Origin of the sequence: Halonotius sp. F2-221B, from assembly GCF_046719765.1 — an archaeon.
GTDB lineage: Archaea > Halobacteriota > Halobacteria > Halobacteriales > Haloferacaceae > Halonotius.
The window spans coordinates 154,646-167,746 of the sequence record NZ_JABEBY010000002.1 but is presented as its reverse complement, the minus strand read 5'-3'; the positions used below and the strand labels follow the sequence as shown (position 1 = coordinate 167,746).

The following is a 13,101-nucleotide window of genomic DNA, read 5'->3' as shown; positions in this document are numbered from 1 at the left end:
ATGGTACTGAATCCAACGCTTGTTGATCCGACGTGGTATATCGCCGCCTTCGCCGGCGGTGCCTTCGGTGCTGCTATCGGCGCACTACCGGCCTTCATCTTCACCGGCTTCATGGTCATTGCTGGTGAGGCTGCAGGTGCAATCGGTCTTGACGGTGCAGGCGAAGGTGCCTCACTGACGGCCAGTGGGTTCACCGGCTACCTCGGCTTCGGTCCGGTCTTCGGCCCGCACATCAGCTTCGCCGCTGGTGCGGCCGCAGCCGCATACGCAGCCAAGCAAGGCTACATCGATGACGGGAAGAACATCCTGTGGGCCGCTGGTACCCAGAAAACCGACGTACTGCTCGTCGGTGGTATCTTCGGCATCCTCGGGATGGTCGGCACCGGCCTCGGTCGAACGGTCGGCATCCCGACTGACAACATCGCGCTGATGGTCTTCGTTTCCGCGCTGATCCACCGTGTTGCCTTCGGCTACAGCATCATCGGCGAGGTCACCGGTGACGGCCTCTTCGATGTCGGCCCGTGGGAGCGCGACGAGGACGAAGCACCCGGCATCTGGCTGCCGTGGCAGTACAAATGGAGCGGCGTTACCTTCATCGGAATTATCGGTGGTATCCTCGGTGCAGCCGCCTACCAAGGTACCGGTAGCCCGCTCATCGGCTTCGGTATCAGTGCAGCCAGCCTCGTGTTCCTGCAGGCCGGTGTCGACAACATCCCGGTCACCCACCACATCACCCTTCCCGGTGCTGTCGGTGCTCTGGGTGCCAGTGCTGCTGGCTACAGTCCGGCGGTCGTGCTGATCGTCGGCGCGCTCTTCGGTGCCTTCGGTGCACTGATGGGTGAGATCTGTAACCGTGTCTTCTACATGCACGGCAAAACCCACGTTGACCCGCCGGCATTCGGCATCTTCATGTCCGGTCTGCTGTCGGCTGTCCTGACCGCCGCGGGCGTCCTCGGAGACACCTTCTGGGGCGGTCTCGGCGGCCTCGGCCTCTAAACCGACACCCACCAACCACTCCTTGCTCACCCCGTTGGTGAGCCGGAGTCGATCACACCGTCGCTCAACGGCGGTCGTCTGGTGATGCGGTTTTCGCTTTTTCATTCATACCCACAGCACGGAGCAGGGACGCATCGCGGCACTAACCACGAACACCGACACCACCCACGAACAACACGAGCACTGACCTCACCACCGGGAGCACATCATGGACTTACAGGATCGAATCGCCCGTCGACAGCACGCCGACGACGCCCGGCCGACGTATGACGCGATCAGCCCGCTGGTACATCCAAGCGAGCCGGTCGGCCGCGGTACCGTCATCGAGCAGCTACTGGACGTGCTGGCACCGATCTTCGACGCCGACCGGCCGGCCGACAGCTACGTCTGGGGGCCGAAGGGTTCGGGCAAATCAGCCGTTGTCCGCGCGCTGTTTGCCGAGTGTAGCCGCCAGCACGGCGATCAGACAACACAGATCTACACCGCAACGCGGGCCGAGCCGACAACCGAGGTGCGGTTTCTCTACGTCGACAGCCGGCGCGCCCAGTCGGCGTTCGGGCTGCTCCATACCGTTGTAGCGGCGTTGTCGTCGTCGGCTGTCCCAAAACAAGGGGTCAGCAGCGAGGCGATGTGCGACCGGCTTGAGACGCAGCTGGCAACGCGGGATCGACAGATCGTTGTCGCCGTCGACCACGTTGGTGAACCCGAAACCCTCGACAGCGCGACCGTTTTCGAGCAGTTCGCACCGTTTCGATCATCGATCAGCTGTCTGGCGGTCGGTCGCAGCAAGCCCGCCGACACCGCGATCAGCGACCGGCAGACGATCAAACGGGTTCACGTCGACCCCTACACACAACACACGCTGATCGAGATCCTGACCAGCCGGGTCGCCAACGGCCGGCTGCGATCGGCGACGACGACCGACGGGCTCACCGATGTCGCAGCGTGGGCCGACGGCGACGCCCACGACGCGCTGGCGGCGTTGTTCGGCGCGGCGGTGAGCGTCGGCGCGGATGCCGACACCCCGATCGATGCGACCGCGTTGGCGACCGGGATGGCGGCGGTGCCGCAACCCTGTGTCGCCCTCGGCCGTGTCATGTCGCTGCCGACGAGTCGAAAACGGATCGTCCGGCGGCTGATCGAGCTGCCGGAGACGGCCCGGGAGTCGGTTAAGGCGGCCGCCGAGGCGATCAGCAGCGACGGGATCGATCTCTCGCGGGCGACGATCGAGCGCATCCTCTATGAGCTGGCCGAAAGCGGGATCGTTCGGCGCGTGAAAGCCGACCAGCCATCGGAGACCGGCCGCCCCCCATCCCGGCTGGAGCCGCGGTTTCCCACGCTCGTGTTCACGGCGTTGACCGACACGGCCTGAGACGGCGACGGACGGCCACCGGCGGTTGCACACGATAATCCGATACACACATTTATGTACACCATACTGTAATGATCGTAAGTATGAGTCTACGGTGGATCACCGCTCGCCCGTGGTGTGGGGTCGGCACCGGCAAACTGGCCGGGAACAGCGTCCGAATCGGTCTTTTTGCGGCCGTCCTCGGGCTCGCGTGGCTCGCGCGCGACCCGACAGTCACAACGGCCGGACTGTTCGGCCTCATCTCGCTGCCGTGGGAACGCGACGACGAGGAACCGGCCGAAACGGACACAGCCGACCCAACAGCGACCGACGAGGCGACAGCCACAGGTGAGGAAACAACCGCCGAAACGGCGTCCGCAGCCACCGACAGCGCGGGGGCCACAGCCACCACCCAGTCAACCGATGGTGTCACGATCACCGAACAGCCAACCGCCGCAACCACCGACGGCGGCGAGGTTGTACCAAACCAAGACGACGAGCGGGCCGACGAGCTGGAAGCGTTCTGTGCGGAGTTGAGCGACGCGATGGCCGAGGGTGCCGACGGCGACCTCACGGTGCGGATGGATCCATCGGACGCGCCGGAAGAGGCGACAGAAGCCGCCGAAACGTTCAACGAGCTGATCGAGGAGTTTAGCGACACCGTCCAGACGGTCGATGACTTCAGCGATCAGGTGACCGGCGCGACAAACCGCGTGACGGGGCGGGTCGAGGAGGTCAAATCCGCCAGCAAGGATATGAGCAGCGAGGTCAACGCGATCGCCGAGGACGCAAACAAACAGAACTCACAGCTTGAGGAGCTCTCCGATGAGATCCGCTCGCTGTCGGCCGCAACCCAGGAGGTCGCTTCCTCGGCCAGCGAGGTCGCCGAAGCCTCCGAACAGGCCGCCGAACGCGGCGAGAAGGGCCGTGAGCTGGCGACCGACGCCCTTGCCGAACTCGACGATATCGACACCCGCACCAACCGGATGTTGGAGGCCACCCAAGAGCTCGACAGCCGGATCGACGAGATCGAGGAGATCGCGGAGTTCATCGGCGACGTGGCCAGCCAGACCAACATCCTCGCGCTCAACGCCTCGATCGAGGCCGCGCGCGCCGGCGAGGCCGGCGAAGGCTTTGCGGTCGTCGCCGACGAGGTCAAAAGCCTCGCCGAGGACGCCGAGGAAGCCGCCGGCGACATCGAGGAGTCGGTGAACACGATCCGCGATCAGGCCGACACCACCGTCGAGGAGATGCACGAGACCCGCGATCGGATCGATTCGGGCGTCGATACGATCGAAGGCGCGGTCGAGAACTTCCAGCAGATCGCCGACGATGTCGAGGAGACGAACGTCGGCGTCCAGGAGATCAGCGAGGCGACCGACCAGCAGGCCAACTCACTGCAGGAGGCCGCGGCGATGGTCGACGACGTGAGTGCGATCGCCGACGAGACCGCGGATCGAACCGAAAACGCGGCCGCCGCCGTCCAACAGCAGACAACGGCGCTGGCCGAGGTCTCAACCGGCGCGACAACGCTCGACGAGCGCAGCAGCTCGCTCAACGAGCTGGCAACCAACTACGAGTTCGGCGGTGTCACCGCCCAGATAGACGCCGACAGCGACGTGACCACCTTCGAGTTCTGGCACGCGATGGGTGGCGACAAGGGCCTGCTGTTGGAGAACCTGATCCGAGAGTTCGAGGAGCAGGCCGACGGCATCCGGATCGAGGCGACCAACAAGGGCAGCTACCGTGGCAACCTGGAGTCGACGCTGAATGCCGCCGAGCGCGGCGACACACCGACACTGTCGCAGATCTACGAGATCGGTACCGCGAAGGCACTCGACAGCGGGGCCTTCGAACCGGTCGAAAACGTGTTGCCGAGCCGAACGCAGCTTCGCAACTATCTCGATCCCGTCTTGAGCTACTACCGAACCAACGGCACGCTGTACTCGATGCCGTTTAACTCCTCGGTGCCGATCCTAGCCATCAACCAGGAGGCCTTCGAGGCCGCCGGACTTGATCCGAACAACCCACCGGAAACATTCTCTAAGGTCACCGCCGCCGCCGAGGAGCTTGTCAACGCCGGCGTCACCGACACCGGGATCACCTTTGCCAACTACGGCTGGTTCGTCGAGCAGTGGTTCGCCAGCGCGGGCCAGGAGATCGTCAACAAACAGAACGGCCGGGCGGGGACGCCCGACGAGGCGTTCTACGACAGCGAGGCCGGCGTCGAACTCTACGACTGGTGGACAGGGCTGGACAACCGCGGGCTGTATCACAACCCCGGGATTGAGGCCCGCGGAAAGGCCAAGGAAGCCTTCCACGACGGCAAAGCCGCGATGTTGGTCGGCTCATCCTCCTCGTGTGGCTCGATCATCGAGGGCGCGGAGTTCGACACAAAGGTCAGCGGGATGCCCGCCGCGGGCGACCGTGTCGGCCTGATCGTCGGCGGCGCATCACTGTGGGTCTCGGAGGATGCAACCCGCGACCAACAGGAGGCCGCCGGCGAGTTCCTCGCGTGGATGACCGCGCCGGAACAGCAGGCCCGCTGGCACCAAGAAACCGGCTACCTGCCGGTGCACGAACAGGGCGTCGAGAAACTGCGCAACGACGGCTGGTTCCGCGAGAACCCCGGCCACGAGGTCGGGATCCAGGAGCTGCTCGGCAGCCCCGACACGCCGGCGACCAACGGCGCGCGGATCGGGCCGTTCGATACGGTACGGACGCTCGTCGCCGAGGCCTACGAGGATATCAAAACCGGCGACACCGAGGAGGAGCTCGCCAACCTCAGCGAGATGGTCGAACAACAGCTCGACAACTACGCCGTCGAGCAGGGCCGCTAACGCGGCCGACGGCGATAACCCCCGACTACTAACAGGACACTACCCCAACAGCGCTCATGGAACGAACAGTCACCGTCGTCCCGGAGGATGGACTGCACGCGCGGCCAGCGACCACCTTCGTCGAAGCCGCCGGCAACTTCGATGCCACGATCACCGTCGAGGCCGTCGATGGGAGTCGACCACCCGTTGCCGCCGACAGCATTCTCGGGGTCACCGGCCTCGGCGTCCGGCGTGGCGACGAGGTGCGGCTGACCGCCGAAGGGCCGGAGGCCGAACCCGCGCTTGAAGCACTCGCAAACGTCATCTCGACGCCGGCCGGGGAGTCGGATGTCGCCGGCGACACACCAGCGTAACCCACCCTCCGAGTTGACCGCAGACACACCGACGCCGGAGCGGTTTTTTGTCCGGGTCGCCGAGAGGCGATATGGTACCGCCGCTTGCGCTGGATATCGATGGCACACTGACAACACGCGACGACCGGATCGATCCACGGATCTTTGAGCTACTGCCGGCCTGGGACGCGCCGATCGTGGTGGCGACCGGCAAATCGTTTCCGTACCCGGTCGCACTCTGTCATTTTCTGGGGATCCCGGAGCGGGTCGTCGCCGAAAACGGCGGCGTCGTCTGTGCCGACGGGCAGGTCAGCTTCCAGGGCGACCGCGGTCGGGCCGAACAGGCCGCCGAGACGTTTCGGGCTCGGGGCGGTGATCTCGGGTGGGATGCCGCCGATACAACGAACCGCTGGCGGGAGACCGAACTCGCCGCCCGCATCGACGCCGACGAGGCGTTGCTCCGGGAAGTGGCTGCGGAGTTCGATCTCGAAGTCGTCGACACCGGCTACGCCTACCACCTGAAGACACCGGGCGTCGAGAAGGGCGATGGGTTGGCCGCAGTCGCCGATATCCTCGGCGTTGAGGCCGGCTCGTTTGTGGCGATCGGCGACAGCGAAAACGACGTGTCGCTGTTCGAGACGGCAGGGGCGTCGTACGCCGTCGCCAACGCCGACGACCGGGCGAAAGCCGCCGCCGACACCGTGGTTGCGGAGTCGTATTTCGAGGGAACGCGCTCGGTGCTTGAATCGGTGAAGTCGGCGTCAGCGTAGCTGGGGCCCCGTGTGCTCAGTCGACGGTGTCGTCAATCCACGAGCCAAAGCGGTCGAGGGTGTCGGTCGCGTCGAACCGCTCGATACAGGGCACATCGTAGGGATGGAGCGCCTCGATCCGGGCTTTGAGGCGGTCGTAGCCCGCATCGGTCGTTTTGACCAGCAGGATCGTCTCGGCGTCGGTTTCGACGCCCCCGTCCCAGCGATACGTCGAGTGGCAGTCGACCGCGTTGACACAGGCCGCAAGCCGCTCCTCGACGAGCGTTGCGGCGATCTCCTCGGCCGCGTCGTCGGGGGCGGTCACGTAGACGGTCGGCATCCTACAGATGCCCCTCGAAGGGGACAAACGAGCCGTTGATATCCCACTCGTGGATGCAGTAGATGCTCCCGACAGCGTCGTCGTCGACCTGCCACGATTCGGTGGTTCCGTCCCAGCGTTCTGTCCGCCCACACCGCTCACAGACGCGCTTCGTGGGGTGGCGGAGACTGATCGACATACCTGAACGGGAACCCCGCATCGAGTTAACCCTTTCTCAGTCTGCGGCACCACAGCAGCCCCCGAGGGCTAATCCCACAACAGCGATCAACCACCCCAAAAGCGGACGGCTTCGGCCCCCGGTAGCGGACAGTGCCGAAGACGATAGATTACAATCAAACACAATACCAAGAAATACTGTAAGAAATAAATTTATATTCCTTTTATTCTTCTGTATATGCGCTCAAGTCGGGCGTGAAGATTATATACACAAACGTCTTTGGGACGGTATGGCATTACACTTTCCAACCTTACACGCGGCGGTCGACACCGACACCCGGTTTGAGTGTACAGGCTGTGGCGCGCGGCTCGAAGAGACTGACGGCGGACGGCGGTGTCCAGCCTGTGGAGGAGCGGTTCAAAACATCAGCGTTCCGCGGAACTGAGCGTCGGTGTAACGTTAGCTCTCGCTGAGCGTGTACCGGTAGGGCTGTTGGGCGATCACGGTGATCTCGCCGGTTTTCGCCCGGCGGCCGAGTACCGTCGCAAGCTGGTGTGGGCTGTCAAACGTCGTCTCGGCGTCGGCATCCTCCAGAGCAGCAAGAATCTCACGGGCGGTCAACGGCTCGTCGGCGGACGCAAGCACACCTTCGACGCGGTCAAAATCACTCGGTGTGGTCTGCATACCCACACTAGCAGCGCAAACGGTTTCAATCTGTGTGTGACAGCTGTCAGACAACCGCTTACATAGCCGGCTCCGGCGGTGATACAGCGGTTTCGTCGATATTCAATTGTGTCAACAACCGAAAACGTGTCTGACTCTGTCGGCTGCCACCGGGCAACTACGGGGTAAATTGCTCTGCTTCGAGGTCGCGCTCCTCGCGGTACTGCTCGACGAACGCCGCCACATCGAACTCGTGCATCTTCGCCTCAAACTCGGTGAGCGCGCTGCTGTCGTCGGCATGGCTGACCGCATGTTCCATCAGCTCGATGACGAGTTCGACGATACGTTCATGGAGGGTTCGGGAATCGAAGTCAGTGAGCCAAAGCAAGGCAAAGCCGACATCCGGCTCCTCGGTCGCATCGTAGGAGACGACCTGTTCGGGGAACTCCTCAAGGACGATGCCGAGCAGGTGTGGCGTTCCGAACTCCGGCATCTCCTCGCTGGTGGTCTGGATGGCCTCCTGGAGCACGCCAACCAGAAACTCCGGGAGGAACCGATCCGGCGGATGAACGTCCATCACGACAGCGTGGGTTGCGCCACAGTCACAGTCGTACTCGCGCATCCCGAGATCGAGATCAGTGACGGCGACCGACTCGCCGCACGGGAGGTCGAGTTGCTCGCCGGGGTCGCCCGGGACACGTGGGGTAGCCATAGATGGGTTTCGGGTGAGGAGAGATTAAATCCCGTGTTATCGGATCGATCGCACTTAGCTATCGGCCCGCTCGGTGTCGGCGTTGTCGACGGCGTCGCTCATGCCGGGAGCGTTGCGCGGATCGGCGTCGGCGGGTTCGGCGGCCCCGGAGCCGACGTGGAGCTCGCCGTCGCCGTCCTCAACGTACACGTCGTCGGCGAAGCCGGCGATCGCGTTCTCGTAGGCTGGCTGGTCGCGTTTGTCGGGCGTTTCGGGCGCCTCGGGGATCCCATCGACCGGCCGGAACTCGCCGAGCGGATCGTCAACGGTGATCCCATATCGTTTGAAAAAGTCCTCGTAGCGACGGAAGTGCTCCTCAAACTCCTCGGCGGGGATCTCCATCATCTCCGTCCAGCCGTGGTTGAAGAAATCGAAGTTGGCCTGAATGTGGGTGATCTCGCGGGCTTTTGCCTCTGTGAGCCCGGCTTCAAGCGCGGCGACGTAGGTGTCCATCGTCGCATCGAAGAAGCCATCGAGGTGGTCGCGGCGGGCCTCGCGGGCGTCCTCGTCGGCTTTCCCGAGGAAGATGTCGGTGTGCATATCGACGAGCTTGTCGTTGGCAATATCGCCGAGGACGGGCGCGGTCAGCGCGTTTTTCGCCGCCCAGTGGCGGATATTTTGGCGGATCTTCATCGTACCACCGGTAGGGGTTGAACACTCTTGAAGCCCACGACGTGGGAGAACAGCAGCGTCGACAGGAGCGAACGGTCGGAAGCGAGGGCGACGAGATGAAAACGGGCGGAAATCGGCCGGACAGCGGCTGGCAGAACCAAGTTTGTCCGGTCGAACCAACACGGTATGGACGGTTGTCAACGGTTCCGCGTCGATAGCAACCTCCTTTACCCCGGATCACGAACGCGGGGATATGACAGCATCGTACGTCGTTATCGGTGACGGGATCGCGGGCAGCTCCGCCGCGGAGACGCTCCGGGAGGAGGCCCCGGACGCCGAGATCACCGTCATCACCGAGGAGGGCGAGGCCCTCTACAACCGGATCCTCATCAAGGAGTACGCCAAGGGCAAGCTCCCCGAGGCCCCGATTTCGATCCACGACGAGAGCTGGTATGTCGACCGTGATATCGATCTCCGGCTCAACACCGTCGTCACAAACATCGATCCCGACGATCACACCGTTTCGACCCACGAGGACGAAACGATCGGCTACGACAAGCTCCTCGTTGCGACCGGCGGCACCCCGACACAGCTCCCGGTCGACAACAGCGACGCCGACGGGGTTCATCACTTCTGGACGTTCCAGGACGCCCGGAACATCCGCGACCACATCGAAGGAGCCGACTCGGCAACCATCGTCGGCGCGGGGCTGCTCGGCATCGACCTCGCGGCGATCTGTGGCGAACAGGAAGTCGAAGCCAACTACCTCATGCGCGGAGACTGCTGGTGGCGGTACGCGCTCACCGAGGAGGGCGCGGAGATCATGCACGACGCGATGCGGGAACGCGGCGTCACACCCGTCTTCCAGAGCGGTGTCGATCACTTCGAGACCGACGACGAGGGCCACGTTGAGGCAACGATCGACCCCAACGGCGAACAGTTCGACTCGGATTTCGTCGGCATCGCTATCGGCCTCAACTTCAACATCGAGCTGCTGCAGGATCTCGATATCGAACAGGACGACGGCGTCGTCGTCGACGAGTATATGCGCACCAGCCTCGACGACATCTTCGCCGCCGGCGATCTGACACGGTACTACGATACGATTCTCGGCGAGTACGCACAGAACGGGTCGTGGGGGTCGGCCAAAGAGCAGGGCACCATCGCCGCGAAAAACATGATCGAGCCCGAAAGCGACGGCTTTCGCTGGGTGTCGTCGTATTCGATCACCCACTTCGATTTCCCCTTCCTCTCGTTTGGCCATCCAACGATCGGCGACGAATATGTGTCGCAGGCCTACGGCGACAACGAGTGGCGGCGCGTCGCCATCAAGGACGGCAAGGTTGTCGGCGGCGTGTTGATCGGCGATCTCGCCCCCCAGAGCGGCTACAAGGAGCTCATGCGCGAGGAGATCCCGGTCGGCGACCAGACCGAGACGCTGCTCAACGAGGAGTTTGAGGCCGACGACATCGCACCGGTGCAGGAACAACAGCAGTAGCGATCACGCCGGCGAGTCCCGGCCAGCGGCGACAGTCGGTGAAGCGAAGCGGTTTTCGGCACCCGTAGGTTACCCCAGGTATGGACGGAGGCAGCGGCGAGATGACCCTCGCATTTGAGCTTGCGGCCCTGCAATCGCTGGCTGATCCAGGGGTTGTGGTGACTGATGCCCGACAGTGGACGGAGTACGTCGGCGTTGTCAGCGAGAAGCCGACCTACGTCGTGACCAACTTCACCCGGAAACACCGGGTGCGACAGGACTTCTTTTCGGGGCCCCGCGGCGTTGGAGAGAGTCTTGAAAACGTCGCCGAGCAGTTCGACACCGAACGGCACGTCTTTGTCGGCACCACCGAGGACGACGAAGCGATCGCCGAGGCGGCCGGCTGGGAGTATCTTCCCTTGGCGGAGGCCGCCGAGGCCGCCGAGTGGGAACTGGCCGCGGAGTCCGACGACGAGGAACTGTTCGAGGGCGAGACGCGCGACGACTGGCCCTAACGGGCGACAGCAACGAGATCGACACGACCAGAAGATATTCACATAGCAACGGCCGATATTGATCCGATATGAGTGCACAGCCAACGCGGAGAGAGATCATTTGCACGGGCGGGGCCGCAGCACTCGCCGGGCTCGCTGGCTGTAGCTCGCCGCTGTCAACGTCGTCACCGGAACCGGGGACGGACGAAAGCGATGAGAGACAACCGGACGCCACGCCGGATGACTACACCGAGATCTACGAGGCGACGATCGATTCGGTTGTCCTCGTCGAGACCGACGGCCAGGGTACCGGGTTCATGTACGACGACCACCACGTCATCACCAACGCCCACGTCGTCGGCACCGCACAGTCGGCGGCGGTCAGATTCACCGAAGGCCGGTGGAGCACCGCCACAGTCGTTGGCAGCGACCCTCACAGCGATCTCGCGGTTCTTGCTGTCGACGATGTGCCCGAGGCAGCGAGCCCGCTGTCGTTTACGGACGATGACCCAGAGGTGGGCCAACGGGTGCTGGCGATCGGTAACCCATACAACCTCAACGGGACGATGACAAGTGGGATTATCAGCGGTGTCGACCGCTCAATCCCCTCGCCGGCGGGCTTCGACATCCCGGATGCGATCCAGACCGACGCCCCGGTCAACCCCGGCAACAGCGGTGGGCCGCTGGTCGATCTCGACGGCGATGTCGTCGCCGTCATCAACTCCGGTGGCGGCGACAACATCGGGTTCGGCATCTCGGCCGCGCTCACCCAGCGGGTCGTCCCCGAATTGCTCGCCACCGGCGACTACGACCACGCCTACATGGGCGTCTCCTTCGATGACGTGACGCCGACGGTCGCCCGCGTCAACGACCTGCCAGCCTCTCGTGGGCTACTCGTCGTTGGCGTCGCCCCCGGCGGCCCCAGCGACGGCCGACTCGAAGCGAGCAGCGAGATCACGGTCGTCGACGGTGAGCGTGTCCCCGTCGGCGGCGACGTGATCCGCGCGGTCGACGACAGACCGATCGAGACGAGCGAGGGGTTAGGAAGCTATCTCGCCTTGGAGACCAGCCCCGGCGAGACAGTCGACCTAACGGTGCTGCGGGATGGACGCGAACAAACGGTGCAGGTCGAACTTGGGACACGCCCAACCGGGTTGTAAGGGGAGACAAACACGCGTGACAGCCACCGAGTAAACAGTATTAACCCCCCTGACACGGAAGCCGAGAGTAATGCTCGGTGGCCTGTTGCCCGCGTCGCCGGCTGTCGCCGTCGGGATGATCGTCCTCACAACCGCGGTCATCTGGGTCGGCAGCGGCTGGCTGGAATCCTCCGCCGAACAGCTGTCGGCACACTACGGGCTCCCGCCGGTCGTCCAGGGGTCGATCGTCGTCGCCGTCGGCTCAAGCTTTCCGGAGCTTGCCAGCGTTGTCTTCACCGCGCTTGCCGGCGTCTTCGATATGGGCGTCGGCGGGATCGTCGGCTCGGCCATCTTCAACATTCTCGTCATCCCGGCGTTGGCCGGGCTGGCGGCGACCGGAAACCTCGAAACAAACCGCGAACTCGTCTACAAGGAAGCGCAGTTCTACATGGTCGCCGTCGCCACGCTGTTGATCACCTTTGCCCTCGGCGTGATCTACATACCAACCCCTGACGCACCAGCCCTGTCCGGACAGGTCACCCGCCCGCTGGCGATGCTGCCGCTGTTGCTGTATGGGCTGTATCTCTTCATTCAGTGGCAGGATGTCAGCGAGTACACCGGTGCGATCGAGCTCAGCGATGCGATCGGTCGGCAGTGGGCGACGCTGGCCGGCGGGCTGCTGTTGATCCTTGTCGGCGTCGAACAGTTGGTGAGTGCTGTCGAGATCCTCACACACACCTTCGGGATTCCGGATTTTCTCGCCGGCGTGACGATCATTGCAGCAGTGACGAGCCTGCCGGATACACTGGTCAGCGTGCGGGCTGCCCGGGAGGGGAGAGGGCTGACCAGCCTCGGCAACGTGTTGGGCTCGAATACGTTTGATCTGCTGGTGGCGATCCCGATCGGGGTGTTGCTCATCGGCACCGTTTCGATCAACTTCGCCGTCGCCGTCCCGATGTTTGGCGTGCTCACGCTGGCGACGGTGCTGTTGTTTGGGTTCCTCCGCACCGATCTCTCGTTGACAACGCCGGAGGCGTACGCGCTGCTTGTCGCCTATGGGCTCTTTGTCGTGTGGGTGCTGGCGGAGACCATCGGCGTCATCAATCTCGTTGCGGCGACGTAGGTGGTGGGCAGCACACTATGGTCGTCGCTGACGGTTGTGTCCGACCTGCTCAGGGCACCGAAAGTCATAATCAGGCG

Annotated in this window: 15 protein-coding genes; 10 read left to right on the top strand and 5 right to left on the bottom strand. The window is 63.8% G+C overall.

All coding sequences use genetic code 11. From position 1 onward, the window contains the following. The 5 genes from HKK80_RS02120 to HKK80_RS02100 all read left to right on the top strand — a co-directional run bounded on the left by HKK80_RS02120 (position 1) and on the right by HKK80_RS02100 (position 6,289). Entirely contained in the window at positions 1–996 is a 996-nt protein-coding gene (locus tag HKK80_RS02120; protein WP_411797960.1) for a hypothetical protein, read from the top strand. 208 nt (positions 997–1,204) lie between these two features. Then, positions 1,205–2,368, top strand: a complete 1,164-nt coding sequence (locus tag HKK80_RS02115) for a Cdc6/Cdc18 family protein (protein WP_411797959.1) — start codon at positions 1,205–1,207, stop codon at positions 2,366–2,368. A gap of 83 nt (positions 2,369–2,451) precedes the next feature. After that, positions 2,452–5,187: an extracellular solute-binding protein gene (locus HKK80_RS02110; protein WP_411797958.1), complete on the top strand. Its 2,736-nt coding sequence runs from the start codon at positions 2,452–2,454 to the stop codon at positions 5,185–5,187. A 56-nt stretch (positions 5,188–5,243) separates the two neighbouring features. Further along, entirely contained in the window at positions 5,244–5,540 is a 297-nt protein-coding gene (locus tag HKK80_RS02105; RefSeq protein ID WP_411797957.1) for an HPr family phosphocarrier protein, read from the top strand. Positions 5,541–5,611: 71 nt separating this feature from the next. After that, complete coding sequence (locus HKK80_RS02100) at positions 5,612–6,289, top strand: phosphoglycolate phosphatase (RefSeq protein WP_411797956.1); 678 nt, start codon at positions 5,612–5,614, stop codon at positions 6,287–6,289. Positions 6,290–6,305: 16 nt separating this feature from the next. On the opposite strand, the gene cutA is transcribed toward HKK80_RS02100, so the two are convergent. Continuing rightward, the gene (gene cutA, locus HKK80_RS02095) at positions 6,306–6,608 is read right to left on the bottom strand and encodes a divalent-cation tolerance protein CutA (protein WP_411797955.1); all 303 of its coding nucleotides are present in this window, start codon (positions 6,606–6,608) and stop codon (positions 6,306–6,308) included. A 1-nt stretch (position 6,609) separates the two neighbouring features. After that, the gene (locus tag HKK80_RS02090) at positions 6,610–6,786 is read right to left on the bottom strand and encodes an HEWD family protein (protein ID WP_411797954.1); all 177 of its coding nucleotides are present in this window, start codon (positions 6,784–6,786) and stop codon (positions 6,610–6,612) included. Positions 6,787–7,054: 268 nt separating this feature from the next. Here HKK80_RS02090 and HKK80_RS02085 point away from each other — a divergent pair, with 268 nt between their 5' ends. Then, complete coding sequence (locus tag HKK80_RS02085) at positions 7,055–7,210, top strand: rubrerythrin-like domain-containing protein (protein ID WP_411797953.1); 156 nt, start codon at positions 7,055–7,057, stop codon at positions 7,208–7,210. A gap of 14 nt (positions 7,211–7,224) precedes the next feature. Here the strand turns inward: HKK80_RS02085 and HKK80_RS02080 are convergent, their stop codons facing one another. The 3 genes from HKK80_RS02080 to HKK80_RS02070 all read right to left on the bottom strand — a co-directional run bounded on the left by HKK80_RS02080 (position 7,225) and on the right by HKK80_RS02070 (position 8,812). Beyond that, complete coding sequence (locus HKK80_RS02080; RefSeq protein ID WP_411797952.1) at positions 7,225–7,449, bottom strand: hypothetical protein; 225 nt, start codon at positions 7,447–7,449, stop codon at positions 7,225–7,227. Positions 7,450–7,606: 157 nt separating this feature from the next. Next, the gene (locus HKK80_RS02075) at positions 7,607–8,140 is read right to left on the bottom strand and encodes a DUF5815 family protein (RefSeq protein WP_411797951.1); all 534 of its coding nucleotides are present in this window, start codon (positions 8,138–8,140) and stop codon (positions 7,607–7,609) included. 54 nt (positions 8,141–8,194) lie between these two features. Beyond that, positions 8,195–8,812, bottom strand: a complete 618-nt coding sequence (locus HKK80_RS02070) for a DUF6149 family protein (protein WP_411797950.1) — start codon at positions 8,810–8,812, stop codon at positions 8,195–8,197. A 232-nt stretch (positions 8,813–9,044) separates the two neighbouring features. Between HKK80_RS02070 and HKK80_RS02065 the strand changes: the two genes are divergently transcribed. The 4 genes from HKK80_RS02065 (at position 9,045) to HKK80_RS02050 (ending at position 13,024) form a co-directional block, all read left to right on the top strand. Then, positions 9,045–10,289 carry an NAD(P)/FAD-dependent oxidoreductase gene (locus HKK80_RS02065; RefSeq protein ID WP_411797949.1) on the top strand — a complete coding sequence of 415 codons (1,245 nt, stop codon included), beginning with the start codon at positions 9,045–9,047 and terminating at the stop codon, positions 10,287–10,289. An 80-nt stretch (positions 10,290–10,369) separates the two neighbouring features. Then, on the top strand, positions 10,370–10,783 hold the full coding sequence (locus HKK80_RS02060; RefSeq protein WP_411797948.1) for a hypothetical protein: 414 nt from the start codon (positions 10,370–10,372) through the stop codon (positions 10,781–10,783). Between the two features lie 68 nt (positions 10,784–10,851). Next, positions 10,852–11,922, top strand: a complete 1,071-nt coding sequence (locus HKK80_RS02055) for a S1C family serine protease (protein ID WP_411797947.1) — start codon at positions 10,852–10,854, stop codon at positions 11,920–11,922. A gap of 70 nt (positions 11,923–11,992) precedes the next feature. After that, positions 11,993–13,024, top strand: a complete 1,032-nt coding sequence (locus HKK80_RS02050; RefSeq protein ID WP_411797946.1) for a sodium:calcium antiporter — start codon at positions 11,993–11,995, stop codon at positions 13,022–13,024. The last annotated feature ends 77 nt before the right edge of the window (positions 13,025–13,101 follow it).